The organism is Bacteroides sp. BFG-606, from assembly GCF_024788145.1.
Classification (GTDB): Bacteria; Bacteroidota; Bacteroidia; order Bacteroidales; family Bacteroidaceae; genus Bacteroides; species Bacteroides vicugnae.
On record NZ_JANUIL010000001.1, the window covers coordinates 4257785 to 4273358 of the forward strand.

At 36.9% G+C, this 15574-nt stretch carries 20 protein-coding genes and 3 pseudogenes; 5 read left to right on the forward strand and 18 right to left on the reverse strand.

The window, feature by feature from the left end; genetic code table 11:
- Positions 1 to 50: 50 nt before the first annotated feature.
- Entirely contained in the window at positions 51 to 1301 is a 1251-nt protein-coding gene (locus NXV01_RS15995) for a site-specific integrase (protein WP_259022861.1), read from the forward strand.
- Between the two features lie 3 nt (positions 1302 to 1304).
- Complete coding sequence (locus NXV01_RS16000; protein ID WP_259022862.1) at positions 1305 to 2597, forward strand: site-specific integrase; 1293 nt, start codon at positions 1305 to 1307, stop codon at positions 2595 to 2597.
- A 53-nt stretch (positions 2598 to 2650) separates the two neighbouring features.
- Here the strand turns inward: NXV01_RS16000 and NXV01_RS16005 are convergent, their stop codons facing one another.
- The 11 genes and pseudogenes from NXV01_RS16005 to NXV01_RS16055 all read right to left on the reverse strand — a co-directional run bounded on the left by NXV01_RS16005 (position 2651) and on the right by NXV01_RS16055 (position 9160).
- Positions 2651 to 2920: a helix-turn-helix domain-containing protein gene (locus tag NXV01_RS16005; RefSeq protein WP_259022863.1), complete on the reverse strand. Its 270-nt coding sequence runs from the start codon at positions 2918 to 2920 to the stop codon at positions 2651 to 2653.
- A gap of 13 nt (positions 2921 to 2933) precedes the next feature.
- Positions 2934 to 3212 (reverse strand): DUF3876 domain-containing protein, encoded by a 279-nt coding sequence (locus NXV01_RS16010; protein ID WP_259022864.1) that lies wholly within the window; start codon positions 3210 to 3212, stop codon positions 2934 to 2936.
- Between the two features lie 5 nt (positions 3213 to 3217).
- A complete protein-coding gene (locus NXV01_RS16015; RefSeq protein ID WP_259022865.1) occupies positions 3218 to 3493 on the reverse strand; it encodes a helix-turn-helix domain-containing protein in 276 nt (91 codons plus the stop codon).
- Between the two features lie 333 nt (positions 3494 to 3826).
- Positions 3827 to 4231 carry a GNAT family N-acetyltransferase gene (locus NXV01_RS16020; RefSeq protein WP_259022866.1) on the reverse strand — a complete coding sequence of 135 codons (405 nt, stop codon included), beginning with the start codon at positions 4229 to 4231 and terminating at the stop codon, positions 3827 to 3829.
- Positions 4228 to 5169 (reverse strand): DUF5712 family protein, encoded by a 942-nt coding sequence (locus NXV01_RS16025; RefSeq protein WP_259022867.1) that lies wholly within the window; start codon positions 5167 to 5169, stop codon positions 4228 to 4230. The genes NXV01_RS16020 and NXV01_RS16025 overlap by 4 nt, the downstream gene beginning before the upstream one ends.
- A 4-nt stretch (positions 5170 to 5173) precedes the next feature.
- Entirely contained in the window at positions 5174 to 5758 is a 585-nt protein-coding gene (locus NXV01_RS16030; protein WP_259022868.1) for a BfmA/BtgA family mobilization protein, read from the reverse strand.
- A 254-nt stretch (positions 5759 to 6012) separates the two neighbouring features.
- Positions 6013 to 6363 carry a helix-turn-helix domain-containing protein gene (locus NXV01_RS16035; protein ID WP_259022869.1) on the reverse strand — a complete coding sequence of 117 codons (351 nt, stop codon included), beginning with the start codon at positions 6361 to 6363 and terminating at the stop codon, positions 6013 to 6015.
- A gap of 129 nt (positions 6364 to 6492) precedes the next feature.
- Positions 6493 to 6903 carry an RteC domain-containing protein gene (locus tag NXV01_RS16040; protein WP_259022870.1) on the reverse strand — a complete coding sequence of 137 codons (411 nt, stop codon included), beginning with the start codon at positions 6901 to 6903 and terminating at the stop codon, positions 6493 to 6495.
- On the reverse strand, positions 6866 to 7105 hold the full coding sequence (locus NXV01_RS16045; protein ID WP_259022871.1) for a hypothetical protein: 240 nt from the start codon (positions 7103 to 7105) through the stop codon (positions 6866 to 6868). Before NXV01_RS16045 ends, NXV01_RS16040 begins: the two co-directional genes overlap by 38 nt.
- A 66-nt stretch (positions 7106 to 7171) precedes the next feature.
- Positions 7172 to 8173, reverse strand: coding sequence for an aldo/keto reductase (locus NXV01_RS16050; protein ID WP_259022872.1), 1002 nt, complete (start codon positions 8171 to 8173; stop codon positions 7172 to 7174).
- Between the two features lie 82 nt (positions 8174 to 8255).
- A pseudogene (locus NXV01_RS16055) lies at positions 8256 to 9160 on the reverse strand (helix-turn-helix domain-containing protein).
- A gap of 274 nt (positions 9161 to 9434) precedes the next feature.
- Here NXV01_RS16055 and NXV01_RS16060 point away from each other — a divergent pair.
- Positions 9435 to 9907 (forward strand): annotated as a pseudogene (locus NXV01_RS16060) (site-specific integrase); the annotation flags it as partial.
- Between the two features lie 120 nt (positions 9908 to 10027).
- Positions 10028 to 11353, forward strand: coding sequence for a hypothetical protein (locus tag NXV01_RS16065; RefSeq protein ID WP_008777168.1), 1326 nt, complete (start codon positions 10028 to 10030; stop codon positions 11351 to 11353).
- Positions 11354 to 11631: 278 nt separating this feature from the next.
- Here the strand turns inward: NXV01_RS16065 and NXV01_RS16070 are convergent, their stop codons facing one another.
- The 4 genes from NXV01_RS16070 to NXV01_RS16085 are packed head-to-tail and all read right to left on the reverse strand — an operon-like array spanning position 11632 to position 12899.
- On the reverse strand, positions 11632 to 11925 hold the full coding sequence (locus NXV01_RS16070) for a helix-turn-helix domain-containing protein (protein WP_259022873.1): 294 nt from the start codon (positions 11923 to 11925) through the stop codon (positions 11632 to 11634).
- A gap of 59 nt (positions 11926 to 11984) precedes the next feature.
- Complete coding sequence (locus tag NXV01_RS16075) at positions 11985 to 12287, reverse strand: DUF3876 domain-containing protein (protein ID WP_008777166.1); 303 nt, start codon at positions 12285 to 12287, stop codon at positions 11985 to 11987.
- Between the two features lie 10 nt (positions 12288 to 12297).
- Entirely contained in the window at positions 12298 to 12603 is a 306-nt protein-coding gene (locus NXV01_RS16080) for a helix-turn-helix domain-containing protein (protein WP_008777165.1), read from the reverse strand.
- The gene (locus tag NXV01_RS16085) at positions 12600 to 12899 is read right to left on the reverse strand and encodes a DUF3408 domain-containing protein (protein WP_008777164.1); all 300 of its coding nucleotides are present in this window, start codon (positions 12897 to 12899) and stop codon (positions 12600 to 12602) included. The genes NXV01_RS16080 and NXV01_RS16085 overlap by 4 nt, the downstream gene beginning before the upstream one ends.
- Before the next feature lie 491 nt (positions 12900 to 13390).
- Between NXV01_RS16085 and mobA the strand changes: the two genes are divergently transcribed.
- Complete coding sequence (gene mobA, locus NXV01_RS16090; RefSeq protein WP_008777163.1) at positions 13391 to 13840, forward strand: conjugal transfer protein MobA; 450 nt, start codon at positions 13391 to 13393, stop codon at positions 13838 to 13840.
- A gap of 68 nt (positions 13841 to 13908) precedes the next feature.
- Here mobA and NXV01_RS16095 read toward each other — a convergent pair whose 3' ends face one another.
- The 3 genes and pseudogenes from NXV01_RS16095 to NXV01_RS16105 all read right to left on the reverse strand — a co-directional run bounded on the left by NXV01_RS16095 (position 13909) and on the right by NXV01_RS16105 (position 15552).
- Complete coding sequence (locus NXV01_RS16095; RefSeq protein ID WP_008777162.1) at positions 13909 to 14232, reverse strand: helix-turn-helix domain-containing protein; 324 nt, start codon at positions 14230 to 14232, stop codon at positions 13909 to 13911.
- 156 nt (positions 14233 to 14388) lie between these two features.
- Positions 14389 to 15029, reverse strand: a pseudogene (locus tag NXV01_RS16100) (RteC domain-containing protein).
- 31 nt (positions 15030 to 15060) lie between these two features.
- A complete protein-coding gene (locus NXV01_RS16105; protein ID WP_032849767.1) occupies positions 15061 to 15552 on the reverse strand; it encodes a hypothetical protein in 492 nt (163 codons plus the stop codon).
- Positions 15553 to 15574: the final 22 nt, after the last annotated feature.

Sequence of the window (15574 nt, forward strand, 5' to 3'; positions counted from 1 at the left end):
GCAACGAAGAATACGGCATAAATCACTGACAAAGAAACATTTGTCTATCAGTGGCTCCCATTGGCTTAAATCGGAGTTTGTTCTACCTCAAACGGGAAGGAAGCACAGAAAGAACAGAAGTAAACCCCGATGCCGTTTATCCGATTGTCGGGAAAATCATTATTGGCAACTCCATCGCCCAATTCAGTTCCAAACTGAAAATTGAAGAACGGCTTTGGAGTGTAAAATCAGGTCGAGCCATTGGCAAAAGTCGTGTAGCCGTTGAACTCAACAGAGAGATTAATAAAATTAATCTCTCCATACACGCGCATTACAGGGATATTTTGGAGCGTACTGGAACGGTTATCGCCCAAGATGTCAAAAACGCTTTTCAAGGAATAGCAACCGCACAAAAAACGTTGCTCGTTCTCTTTGGCGAGATGATGCAGAATTTTCAAACACGTATTGGCATAGACAGAGCAGAATCCACCTATCGGAAATACATTACCATTCGCAAACAGGTAAAACGCTTTTTGAAAGTCAAATACAAAGTTCAGGACATACCCCTGAACCAGTTAGACCTGACCTTTATCGAAGCATTCGATTTTCATTTGAGGGTAGAACGGAAAATGACGGATGAATCCGTATCATCTACCATGTTGGTGTTATTCAAGGTAGTACGTATAGCTCTGAACCGAAAACTAATCGTGCATCCCCCGTTTTTTGGTTTCAAATTGAAGAAGCCCGATTTCAAAATACGCTCAATAACCAAAGACGAGTTTCAGCGGCTTATATCCACCCCGTTAGAATCTAAAAGCCTCTGTTTTATCCGTGATATGTTTGTGTTTGCAGCCTTTACTGGACTTCCGTATGTAGATTTGAAGCAACTCACATGGAAAGAGATAATCACCGAAGAGGATGGTAGCTTGTGGATTTCCACAGACAGACAAAAAACAGGAATACCGTTTCATGTCAAATTATTAGATATTCCAATGCAGATTATAGAGAAATACAGAGGATTAGGACAGAGCGATAACGTATTCCATCTATTAGGGCAAGGACGTATAAATTTTGCTCTGAAAATAATTGCTAAGCATTGTAATATTACGACCAAACTCACCTTTCATGTCGGGCGGCATATTTTCGCTTCCGAACTGTGTCTGTCGCAAGGTGTACCCATCGAAAGCGTTAGCCGGATGATGGGACACAAGAATATAAACACCACTCAACGGTATGCACGTGTTAATAACGAGAAGATAGGCAACGACATGAAGCAATTATCTCTCCGAATCTCTAATAAATTCACCTATAAAGAGCAGTAAACCATGAAAACGAACAGAAGTACATTTTCTATATTTTTCTATCCAAACACCAGTAAGACCAAGAAATCGAGCACTTGTCCGATAGTCGGACGTATAACTGTGGATGGAAAGAACACCACATTCAGCACCGGATTGGAAATAATGCCCGATGATTGGGATAGCCAATCAGGAACGGCAAAGGGGCAATCTAAGGAATCAGTTTCTATCAATAAGCAGATAGATAAATCCCGTAACGAAATATCTTCCCACTACAACAACATGGTGAATAACAATGGCTACGTTACCGCTGAAGCCCTTAAAAACGCATTGCGTGGTATCGGTATAAACCGTAATACCTTGATGCAGGAGTTTGCCGAATTGTTGGACGAAAAGCGAAGAAGTATTGGAATACGAATAACCAAAAGTACCTTTCCTGTATATACCAATGCCTACCGCCACATGAAAGAGTTTCTACAAGAAAAGTATAACCTTACCGATATTCCATTCGGTAAGATTGATCCCCCATTTGTTGAAGCCTACTTTCATTATCTGAAAATTGACTTAAAGATGACGGCACGGTCGGTTAAAACCAATATGAACCCGTTCCGTCAGGCTGTTGTGAGGGCTTGCAATAAAGGAGTAGTGCTACGACAGAACCCATTCTTCGATTTTGTTCCTGAACGGGTTATCCCTAAACGTCCGTGGCTTTCCAACGATGAGATACAACGCATTATGCAAGCGAAATTGAAACTCGCCACATGGCGTTTTACCCGTGATATGTTTATTTTCTCAACCTTTACGGGCATAGCGATTATTGACCTCCGAAATCTGAAACATTCTAACATTCAGGAAATGGAAGACGGTAGCCAGTGGATTATTCTCGACAGGCAAAAGACCGGAACGACTTCTTATATTCCCCTGTTGGATATTCCCAAACAGATTCTTGAAAGATACAGAGATACGGAGTTTGCCGGAATAGACGGAAAAGTTTTCACGCTTCAAACCCATGTAAACATGAACTGGCAACTAAAACGGATTGCCAAAGCTGCCGATATAGATAAACGGCTGACATTCCACATGAGCCGTTTCACGTTTGCAACGACCGTTTGCCTGACGCAAGGCGTTCCGATTGAAAGCCTTAGCCAAATGATGGGACACCTTTCTATCAAGACTACTCAAATCTATGCAGAGGTTACCCGTACTAAGATTAATGAGGATATGACACATTTATCCGATAAGATTCAGGGTAAATATGAGTTCTCGGAAGTTGTTCCCACAAAGAAGCGTGTTCAGAAAACCATATTTAAAACGGTATAATTACATCAAAAAATAATCGGCAAGGTGTTCCCTGCCGATTATTTTTTGCGATTTTACTTTTTGAACTCTTTCAAAATATCCGATTCCCTGTACAGAATCTTCCCCTGTAATTTGATAAACTGGATTTTCCCCGTGTCCCTCCAATTTTGGAGGGTACGGGATGAAATACGCAAGAGTTGGCAAACCTCTCGGTTGGTGAGATACTTTTCACCATTCAAGTGCGGAGTGCAGTTTTGTAAGGCTTTTTGAATGGTATCTGAAAGCTCATTCAAAGCCGTAAAGAATGAACCGATTTGCGGAGATTTATTATCTAGTATATCCATGATTCATTGATTTTTAGTTTCTCATATAATCGCCCAGTGTGGCGATGGTTAGCATACCCAACCTTTGGCAATAGGTAATCGAAGTCCGTTTTCCATTGAGGTACATAAAATATCCATCCTCGTCCTCCTGAATCTCATACGTTGATGGACTTGCCTGTTTGGTGGCTTCATTCATGTAAATGATACTTAACTGGTGGTTCTCACCGTTCCGATGAATCATCACGGTAGGATTCAGGTTAATACTCTCCCAATTCCCGACCAGTATATCTAAATCAAAAAATTCTCTTTCCATAGTCGTTATTTCTTGGTTTGTATTTGATTGATAAACTGTTCAATGTCGATAGCTTTGTAATAGCACTTACGCCCGATTTGAGAATAGGGTAAAACTCCGGTATCTCGGTAGGTTTGCAGGGTACGGGGAGAGATTTTAAGCAGTTCACAAACCAGCTTGTTATCTAACCAATTTTCATTACTTCGGTTCTGTCCGCAAAGTTCATTTACCTGCTTGGCAAAACCCTCGAACCTCTGCATCATCTGTTCAAAGGTTCGTTTTTCGATGGCTACAATTTCCATATTGATGTTGTTTTAGATTGTTATAAACTCCTGTCATTGCAATGATTTGCTGCAAAGAAAGAGATAAAAAACTCTGATTTCGGAAACTGTGTATGCGGTGGACTGAACTGGCTGCTGTAGGCTTCATCCCACACCCCAGCAACATATTTTTTCCTTTTTTTCTCTGATAAGCATTAACTATATGGAAAGAATGAATAAGGCAATGCTTTGGGGGAATTTACTCTTTTTGTGAAGCAAAAAGGAAGAAATTCTCCCAAACCCGTAGGGCTTGGCATTGACGTTTTATTCTTGGAATATACCTTTGTGTTCAGAGAAAGAAAGGATTAATTAAGATTATTCCTTTGAAAAATAAGATATTAGTTTGGATACTGTTACTGTGTAGTTCTCGCTATCTCTGGAATAGAAACCTAACTTTTGGACAAATGCTCTGCTTTTAGCATTGACGCATTCAATGCCAATATGATTGAAACCATACTTTTGGGCTACTTCGGTCAAAAATCTAAGAAAGTGCGTTCCATGTCCTATTCGCTCTTTATTGAATCCCAATCGGGCAATGATAAGACAATCAGGTGGGAATAGGCTTTCAATCTTTCTGATACGCAAATACAGGTCTATACGGCTGTTTCTTCGGGTGGTGATAACATTATCTATCGTCAGACAGACAAACGATTTGCGATACTTGAAACGCTCCATCAGGTAGCGGTCTATATCAGCTCTTAGTTCCTCATATTCAATCATCGTCTAATCCCTTTCTTCTTTTTCTTTTTACGTTTCTGCGCTTGTAATTCCTCTGCCAGTGTTGCATCGTAATTATTGCCATCTCCCAATGAAAAGATAGACAAAAGAGAATCACCGCCACTATTATTTTGCTGATTGTAAGACTGTTTGTTATCTCCCTTGCTATCAAGATTGCAAGAAGTCATGTTTTCTTTTTCACTGGATTGGAATATCTCTTTTTTCTTTTCGCCAGTAAAATATTGTTTTGGCTCTTTCAACTCCTGTTCCTGCATTTTCAGTTTTTCGTCCATGCTTCCGTTCTTCATCGTGTTGGCATACTCAAAGGATTCTGATAATTGGCGGTTGTAACTGAACAGCTTATCAAATCCCTGTTCTGCCTGTTGGAATAGGTTCACACGGTCAAAACCACCTGTTATTACTCCGTTCTTGGTGTTTTTGTGGTTGGTGAGCGGTGATAATTTCTTTTTATTAGTTTGGTCTTTACGGCTCACTATCAAATGACAGTGCATATTCAGTTCGTTGTCGGAACGGCTACGGTCAAAATGAATCTTACCGTAAAACTTTATATCTACTTCGGATAATTCCTTGTTGAAGTTCTTGGCATATTCAGGAATAAACACATCTCGGATATACCGCTTCATGGCTTCGGCTTTCTCCTGTTCGGTGTTCCCCATTGCCCGAAGTTCGTTTTCCGATGGGCTGACATGGATAGCAAAAAACTTAGCATCCGTTTTCAGTAATTGCCCGATATTGGTATCTATATCTTTTATAATGGTTGATTTATAGATGTTATCCTCTGTCAGATTGAAAAAACCATCAGTATAGATTCCTTTCTCCATCCGTTCTAAATCTTCATGCTCTAAATATGCTATCAACTGCCGACTGCTACCCGCATTGTTATATGTTCCACCCGATGACGGGGCAAAATCTATGTGCATGGCTCTATGTATTTATCAGATTGATAATTTCCGCCTTTAGGTTCTCTTTCCGCTTGCTATCCATCACACCACAAGCGGATAGTTCTGAATAGAGTTGTATCAGTTGAAGCAATTTTTTATAATCCCGTTGGTGTATCTGATACAATGCGGTGAGTTGTTTTCCTTGCTGGTTAATTATGTCTGCATGTTTGCCGAACTGCTCACTTACTTTTTGTAGTACGGCTGTTTGTTTCCCCTGACTGGATTCCAGTTGAGAAAGAATAAGGGTTTCCAATGTCTTGCCGATGGTATCAAACCGAACCGCAATAGAATTGGCGGTTCGTATCATGGGATTCAGTTGTTCTTCCTCATAGTGACGGATGAAGCGGATTATATCGTCCTGTCGTTTGTTTATTTTTGCCAGTTCCGATTTTACGGATTCCGGTGCTTCCGATGGGTTGATACACGCTTTATCAATATAGACAAATGCCAACCTGACTATTTCCCCTTTTTTCAACGAATAGCGTTTGCAGAGCTTATCTATCAACTTACCTGTCTGTCGGTCTATCCCGATGGTGGTAAGGGTGGATATATTACTGGTCTTATCCATGATTATAACTTTTTTATAAAGAATATGAGATTCATTCAGTTGATTATAAGCGAAATACATTTTCGACTTATAATCACTGTTATAAACGGTTACGAACGTAACCTGTTAAAGCCGAAGGCTTTGCCCCGCAGGGCAAGAGGGAAGAACAGGACTTGTCCAGTTCCCTCTTGCTTCATTTAGCAAAACGAGCCGAGCCACAGGGCGAGGCGGTTTCTGCTAAATGGTGAGTGGTGGCACTGCATCAGGCGGTAACATTACCCACCCTGTTTTGCATCGGTTTGCGTATCGAGTTGATTTTCCTTTTTGAACCGCTCATAAGTAGTGCAATCGGCATTTTCTTGAACAAATGCACGAATATCAGCGGCACGGTAGTAGGTCTTATGCCCAATCATAAAGTACGGGAGCTTCCCACTTGTCCGATACCGTTGCAGGGTTCGGGGAGATACTTTCAGCAGAAACGCCAAATCCTGATTATCCAACAATTTGTCGTTGGGATCTAATACGTTGTCGGTATTGATTAGCGATTTCAGGTCTTGCCCGATTTCAGAGAGTTTTTTCGACAGTCGTTCCATCCACTTATCGAAGTTTTCGTTATCTATATACATTTTGCTTCATTTTTAAATTAAACATTAAGATTTTCAATCGATTGATGAAGCAAAGTTCGGCAAATGGATGCAAATAAGTTAGGGGTGTACCAGTGGTACACCCCTATAAATAGTTGGTAAGTTGTTGATTTACAAATACCCTTTGTTCTTACTTTCTTCGGCAATGGCTTTGCGAAGTATATCTAAAAACTCGGTTACTTTGGATGGCTTACGCTTAATAACACTCTCATGCTTCTTGTGAATGTCACCCAGTTTGATATTAAAGAGGTGTTCAAACGCTCTTCCGATTTCTGTTAGTGGTGATTCTGTTCCGTTATGGGTAACTACTCGTTTAGATAAGAACAGTCCGCTCACCATCTCCATAATTTCAATAAGATAGGTTTCGTCAGTTAGGTGAAGTGGTGAGAGTGGGAATTTGTTCTTCCGGCTCTGGAACTGAACCGGATATTTGATTCGCATATTAAGTATGCGGATTTCTGTATTTACAAGCCCTATTGCTTCGTCAATAAGCAATAGCAAGGCATTTTTCCCCCTGCTCAAATTGCACTCGATGCGATTTAAGCCTGTTTAGTCCAAAGGACAAATAGCGTAACAATACGGCATAGTCCTGTTCATTTATAGCAATGCTTGCCAAATGATTGGCAAGTTCTTGCAATGCAGTCGTAAAATCATTTACGACAAATTCTTTCTGTGAGTATTCCGACAATAGTCGGAAAAATCTCTGTTGTAACAAATCTTTCATCTTATTTGTAAAATGGTAGTTCTAGCCGGTAATTAGTTTCGACAGAACTGTCTGTTTGAATAAAAATTATTTGTTTACGAATTTAAAATCGTGCTCATTATATCTATCGCCAACGTTAGGATGTTTTAAGATAAGCGATTCTATATTTGCTATATCCTCTATTGATAAAATGGCATCAACAGCTTTGATATTTTCTTCTAAGTATTTGATTTGCTTTGTTCCGGGTATTGGAATTATATTTTCACTTTTAGCCAATATCCAAGCTAAAGCCAATTGAGCAGGAGTTGTATTTTTAATTTTGGCTATCTCTGCAAATTCAGTCATCAATTTTTGATTATTTTCCCAATATATACCATTGTAACGGGGTAAATGTTTACGAAAATCATTTTCGGATAATGTATCTACATTAATTGTGTTAGTAATTAATCCTCTACCCAATGGAGAAAAAGGAACTAAGGTTACTCCAAGTTCTTTAGTCAATGGTAATATTTCCTTTTCAACATCACGAGTTAATAATGAATATTCGCTTTCAATAGCAGATATAGGATGTACCGTATGAGCCTTTCGTAATGATTCAGGTGAACATTCACTTAATCCTAAATAACGTACTTTGCCCTCCTTAACCAATTCAGCCATAGTGCCAACCGTTTCTTCAATCGGAATAGTTGGGTCTATCCGATGGGCATAATATAAATCAATAGTTTCAATTTTTAATCTTTTTAGACTACTTTCTACTGCTTGTCTCACATATCGGGGAGAGCCATCTATATAACTACCACCACCAGCAAATACATTACCCTGATTGTTATGCAAGCGAAAACCGAATTTCGTTGCAACAAAAATTTGACTTCTTTTTTCTACCAGTACTTTAGAAAGTAATTCTTCATTTGCACCATTGCCATATACATCGGCAGTATCCCAAAAATTAACACCGAGCTCCAATGCACGATGCAGTGTCGCCATATTCTCTTTTTCACTGGCTACTCCGTATGCAGCACTCATACCCATACAGCCCAATCCTATAGCGGATAACTGCACACCTGTTTTACCTAATTCTCTGTACTTCATAATTTTTATAATTTTGAACGATACAAAATTAGGTGATAATATATTGGCAGATTAATACAAATCAAAGTATCATTTGTACAAATCAAATAATAGTTAGTTCTCTGATTTCAGTAGGAGATTTTCCAGTATGCTTTCGATAGAATTTGCTGAAGTAAGAAACAGTTTCAAAGCCTAAACAAAAAGCGATTTCTGATATTGAAAGATTGCTATGCAATAAGTATTGCGAACATTCTTTGACTATTCTTTTTGCTATCAACTCAGATGTGGTTCTCCCTGTTGTTTCTTTGATCACCCTATTCAAGTGATTTATATGTATAGATAATCGAGTAGCATAATCAGCAGGAGTACGTAAGCTCAATGTAGAACGAGGATAATCAATTGGAAACTGCCTTTCCAATAACTCCAAGAATAGTTCCGTAATACGCTGTGAAGCATTGGGATGTGATTCATAATGATTTGAATCCTGCATCTTCAATGCCGTATGTATCAATAAGTGTAAATAACAACGTAATACATCCAACTTAGCAATATACTCCGATTGAATTTCTTCTTGCATTTGGGCATATATATTTTGTATCTTAGATACTTGTAAATCATTTAAGAAAAAAACCTTATCTCCTGTTACTTTAAATAAAGGAGTGTTGGCTAAAGAGCCTTTTTTTCTTCCGTTTGTACAAACGATTCATTAAATATACAAAACATTCCTTTTTGTTCTTCACTGATAGACTCCCAAGCATAAGGGACTAAAGGATTGGAAAATAGCAGTGCAGGACGATTAACTAAAATCCACTTGTCCGCATAATACAGTTTTCCAGTACCTACAATTAAAGTTACTTTATAAAAATCTCTATAGCTAAATTGGACTGCTCCAAAATTGCATTGTCGGGAGAAGATATTGAAATAAGGCTTCTCCTTAGAATAGCTTGTGTCCAGTTTCGGGCCGCAACGCTGTATTCTTTTATAGAATTGAGGAATACTTTCAGGCATAATCTAAATCAATGAATTACAAATGTAGGAGTTCTTTTGCGGACTTTGATGTAAAAAAGAAAATTTCCACTTATAGACTGTGTTTTTTCAAAAGATTCAATAGATTGTTTTCCCATTTATTGGAGTACTTAAAATAGTTATGTATCTTTGTACCATAGTTATTTGAAACAATGGTAAAGCATAGTAAACTAAAGTAGTTCGCTCATTTCTATATCGTTACCCATTGTTCTTTCTCTTTATTCTAAACATCTATTAATCAATAGATACGTTTAAAATCTTCTCCTGTTTTACTGCACTTGCTTTCGTGGATGTGCAGCAGTTAAGCCGTGAACACCTAATAAAAGACAATAACGGTGCTTTGTGGATACGCAAGGCACGACAGAAAACCAATCAGATGTGTAATATTCCTGTTTTATCCATTCCTCAAAGGATATTGAGGAAATATGAAGATAATGTAGAGTGCATAAAAAAGGAGTACTTTTGCCTGTAATCAGTAATCAACGCATGAACGCCTATTTAAAAGAAATTGCTGATGTATGCGGCATAGCCAAACGGCTGACCACTCATGTTGCCCGTCATACTGCGGCTACCGTTGTTTTTCTCGCTAATGATGTATCAATGGAAAATGTATCTAAGATTTTGGGACATTCCAATATCAGAACGACACAGCATTATGCACGGATATTGGATAGCTCCATTATGCGTGATATGATAAACGTAGAAAAAAACTTTAATAGAAAACAGTAGATGTTTGCTTTTTATCAATAAATCTCTAACGAGTATTTTGATAATATATATAATAACTATATCTTTGGTAAGCAGCAGATAATTGTATTTGTGATATTATTATATAAGCACTTATTTTTTATGAATACGACAACAAAGAGCATAAGGACTTGGAAGAACAAAGAAGGAAATCTTTGTTTTAGCTATAATATGAAACAACCAATGGAGAAACCATTAATAATTATAATTATAGGTGCATGTATTGGAACTGTGATACTTGCTGAATATCTATGCTTTAATACTACCTATAGTTTATTTCCCCTACTGTTTTTATTTATGTTTACTTTTATGTACTGGTGTGTTTATCCATGTAAAGATAATGAAGTGGTAGAGGAGATGATGATGAACAAAAATGTGAACTTACGTCTGCATAATGAATTAAAAAGGTATGATAAAAACGTCTATGAAGTGAAGCGTAAATTCCATCAAGATACAAAAGGTACATACGGTATTATAACTGGTACTTATATGTTAGTGTTATTATCTAATGGAGAAATTTTAGAATATGAATTGAAGTATCATAAGCCTACAAAAACAGAACATGCATATCATGAGTTTATAAAAAGACCCATACAATGTATAAATCCTGAACATAAAAAAGTTATAGAAATAAGGAGTCTTATTAAATGGTGGACACAGATTACAATACCCGAAAAAGTAAAACTTTCATTAATTATACTCGCATTTGTTAGCATAGGTATTGCTTTAACTTCTTTATACTCATGGATAATAATAAAATTAGAATGGAAAGCCATTGTTTTTTTTATTGGATATATCGTTATATTTATGCTTTTACAATCACTAATCAGTAAGAGTAAAAATAGAATAGTAAAGACAATTAATTTTGCAATTTCTTTACCAATAGTAATTACTAAGATATTGTTCAATTTAATGCATCCAACAATAATAGTTTTAATGAGCTACATGTGTCTGGGGGCATATGCATTTGGAGTACCTATAGTAATTGTGATAGTTTTAAACTTCTTGCTTGGTCTGAATATTTCATGGGAGACTATGTTTTTCATTACACTTGCAGTAGGTTCTATTATCAGTGTTCACGGGGCAAAATTTATTCATTGGATGATAAAAGAACACTCTCCATTGAAGAATTGGGAAAACCATAAATATGAAGCTGTTCAGACTGAATTAGCTCTCTATGTTATCAATAAGAATAATGTGAATTTTCTTATTTATTTAGCATACTTCTTATTTCTCTCTATATCAGGATTAATGCAAATACAGTATAATGAACCACTGATAACAACTAATATTGATAGTGCGATATTGAAAGCTTTTCTTGTTTTCATAGCTTTCTCAAATATGGTCAATAAATCAAAAGATGTCGAAATAAAGACAAAACCATTGTTAGACAAAATGATTAGATTGATAACGACACATGATGAATAATAGATTTTGCTATTTCGTAATATGATAAACCATAAATTTACTATAAGTATTCATTCTGTAAATAGACTTTCCGAAGTTGAATAAAACATTAACAAAGGTAAGCTCCGTATTCCGTCCGTTCAAGTCCAAGCCCTACGGGTTTGAAAGAAAATCTCCACGCCTGCGCTACGCTCCGGGTAGTATTTTCTTCCAAAGGCTTGCACAGACGGATTACTACACTGGTAGAGTTAATGTTCTTAGTCAGTTTCGGAAAAAATGTATTTTTTTAGGACGGTAGGTCATTCCTGTCGTTCCTTGTTGTAATAGGTCTGCAAAAGCCGTTCTATATCGCTTTCACGGTAGATTATTTTGCCTTTTATCTGAATATAAGGGATAACGCCCGTATCTCTCCATTCTTGCAGCGTCCGGATGCTTACTTTCAAATATTTGGATGCTTCCTGGTTACTTAGAAACTTTTCGCCGTTCAGGTGTGGTTTGCTTTCTTTTACCAGTTTACCGATACCCTCTAACATTCTTTCCATAGACTGAAAGAAATCATTAATTATCTCACTGTTGCCGTTTATCAGTTCCATATTGTTATATCGTTTTATTGGTTTATAATTGGTTTAAATGATGACAGGCACACACCTTGTCAGTTACGCAGATACTCGCCATAGTAAGATAAGGAAATACTATCTTTGACCGCATCATAGCTTATATAAAGCCGTTTAAAGGCTGAAACGATGAAGTAACGGCTATCTTCTTTCTGTATCTCGTAAACGGCTGGTTTTGCCTGTCCGTTATCCGATAAATGGAGCATCGAAAGGAAATACTTTCTCTTGCTTTGGTATATCATCACCGTAGGATGAAGATTTAAACTTTCCCATATTCCGACAATAACAGACAATTTGAATGACTGGTTTACTCCTGTATTATTTTCTTCTTTCTTTTTCATAGGGCAATATTTATTTATTGTTTGATTTATAATTCGCTTTCTTGTTTTCCGTACATTCTGCAATCAGTCTTTCAATATCGGCAGATTTATAGTACAGTTTATTACCGATTTGGGAGTAACCCAATTTGCCACTGTCCCGGTAGTTCTGCAAACTTCGGATGCTGATACCGAGCAGGGCGCACACTTCACGACCTGACAACCATTTCTCCGGCTGGTGGGTATTCTCTTTACAAATCCGTTCCACCTGACTGATGAAACCGGAGAACCGCCCACATACTTGTTTAAAAGTCTGTTCCTCAATAGTTACGATATTCATACGTCTTTTTCTTTTGGCTGGTTGAATATTCCTTTTTGTATTTCTTCCCGGTAGAGAGCCGAAAGGACATCATTGTGCGCACCTAAATGTTCTTCCAGTACGTTATCAATGAAATTTCCGATGCTTACTTGTTTGTTTGTAATCACGCCTACAATCTGAACGATACGTTTTTGTATCTCTCCGCTTATGTACACGCTTTGACGGTTGCAAACCGACCGTTTTTTAAGGAACACCGATTTATAACTTTCCCGTTCCTTACTTGCTGTTTCCTGTAATGATTGTTTTACTTCTTCCATACATTTAATTTTTAATGATTTATAAATAAGTTGATTGATTCCCGATACTGATTGAAAAAATGCAAACCAGTTTTATAACTATGTCCCTTTATCTTTAAATAGCTTTCAAACATGGTTTAAAACTATATTCAGACCTTGTTTTACTGTCTTATATATTGCCACCACTCAATCATTTTTCAGCAAAGAAAGAGGTAAAAACAAACGCTTTTAAAAATGGGGTTACTTTGTCTGTTTATGTCACAATTTGGCGCAACCGCCTATATTTCGGGAGGGAATTACTGTCTGTAATTTTGCAACTGATAAACAGACAGAGGATAAAGCCAAACCGCTTGCTTTTGCAATCTGACTATAGGGAAGATTTTTGTTATCACATGATAACAGCAAGTTGTGTTTTGAGGCCCGCGCTTCGCTTTTTGTGCCTCAAAACCTTGCCACCTTTTAAGGTGGTTGGTTTTACTCCGAAGTCGTAAAATCAGTAAATAATTATCATTATGGAACAGAAAAAGAAGCCATTTAACAAAGGTGGGCGCAAGCCTAAACTTGACCCACGAACACACCGCTATTCTCTTAATTTAGACGATGTGGAGAACGCTAAGTTCTTAGCCTTTTACGACCAATCAGGCTACAAGGTAAAGGCGCATTTCATTAAGAACTGTATTTTCGGGAAATCGTTTAAGGTGCTTAGAATTGATAAAAGCAAGGTAGATTATTACATCCAACTCTCCCAATTGTTTTCACAATTCAGGAGCATAGGCATACTGTATAACCAAACGGTGAAAGAACTCCATTCCAATTTTGCGGAAAAGAAAGCACTTGCCTTGCTTTACAAACTGGAACGATATACTGTTGAACTGGTAAAGACGAACCAGCAGATTATTGCGCTTACCAAACAGTTTGAAGCATCTTATAGGGAAGAGGGAACAATATCAGCAGGGAAGTAAATACAGACTTGCCAAAAGAAAAACATCCCGAAACTGCCACGTGTACAGCTCCGGGATGAATTTCACTCTTACTTATTCGCTCCGTGTTCTTTCTCGAACTTTCGGAGCGTGCCCACATCGAACCGTTCCTTTATGAACTCACGCACATCGGAAGCCCGGTAGTAGGCTTTTCCGCTAATCATCATAAAGGGTAGCAGTTTTTTGCTTCTTAATCTCTGTAATGTCCGGGTACTGACTTTGAACAGCAGGCATAAATCCTGATTATCCAAAAGTTTGTCATTCGGCATTACTTCTGGGTTGGTTTGCAAACTCTTTACATCTTTGCCGACTTCTTCCAGTTTATCAAGTAGCTTTTGCATCCAGTCTTTGAACTCGTAACTATCTACATACATATTGCTTCATTTTTCAGGTTATACACTAATGCTTACCAATCGATTGATGAAGCAAAGTTCGGAAAAGGGAAGCAAAGAAAATGGGGGAATGGTACACCTAATCCCCCATAAATAATTTGTAGTACGTTGATTATCAATATAACAGAAAATTCCTTTTTACAAATGGTTATAACCATTATCTCTGCTCTTTTTATAATAGCGACTTTCAAGCTATCTAAAAATTCTGTTATTTTAGTAGGTTTCCTTTTGATAACCGCAATTTCTTTTTTGTATATATCTCCAAAATTAATGTTGAACATCTTTTCAAAAATCCGGGCAACATCACTTAAAAATATGTCCTTGTTATCAATCCGAACTATTCCATCTTTGATGTAAAAAATACCACAAACCAATTCCATTATATCTACAATTTTAATAACCTCATTGTTTAAGTAGAATGGAGATTTCCAATCAGATTCTATATTGATGAAAAATTTTGGATATTCCATTTGGCGATAGATTAGTTCTTGTTCCATATTTATTAAAGACAAGAGTTTATCAAGATATATAATTTTCAGTTTACTATTTTCAGTAGGAGAAGTTTCTTCTAATGCTTTTATTGTTCCAAAATCTATATAACTCATATTTAATTGCCTGATCCGTATTTTATTATCGTGCTCTTTATTGAGATAATCGAATAAATCTTCAACAAATTCAAGATATGCAGAAGTTATTTCTTCTATCACAGATTTTTCCTTTTGGCAAGGATGCTTTAGCAATTTATATATTTGCTTTTCTGTTAAATCCCATTTTGGCATAATATTTCTTAGAAGAAAAAGTGTAATTGTTTTATAAGTTTTTTGCTATCTTCTGCCATTTTTTCTGCCTATGTTTATAAAATTTAAGCGTCCACCAAGCGGCAAGAGCTGTTAAACCACCTGCATATAAATCAACCATATCTGTATATCTTGTTACATTAGGAGAAATTTCTTCCATGTTGATATAATGATTCCATATAGTTACTTTTTTATTATACTCATTTGTTACTATCTCTCCTGTGCTTTTATCCATTTTGATTACGTTTATTGTATGTTTTCCTACTGGAATAAATCCATGTAGGAACATTTTAAAGCAAAAAGATTTCCCTTCTTTCCAAGTAGGAGAAGTATTATCATAAGATACAAAACTGGCTTTTGGCTTGCAAATTTCTCTTAAGGTATCAATATCCTGAATTTTACACCAAATATTTTCCCTGTTAGCTTCAAACTCAGAAGTAACAACTACTCTACGTCCTACAACCTCTTTTCCGCCACGTGTCATTAAACAAATTTTCTTTATCATACTACATGAATTAAAATATTAA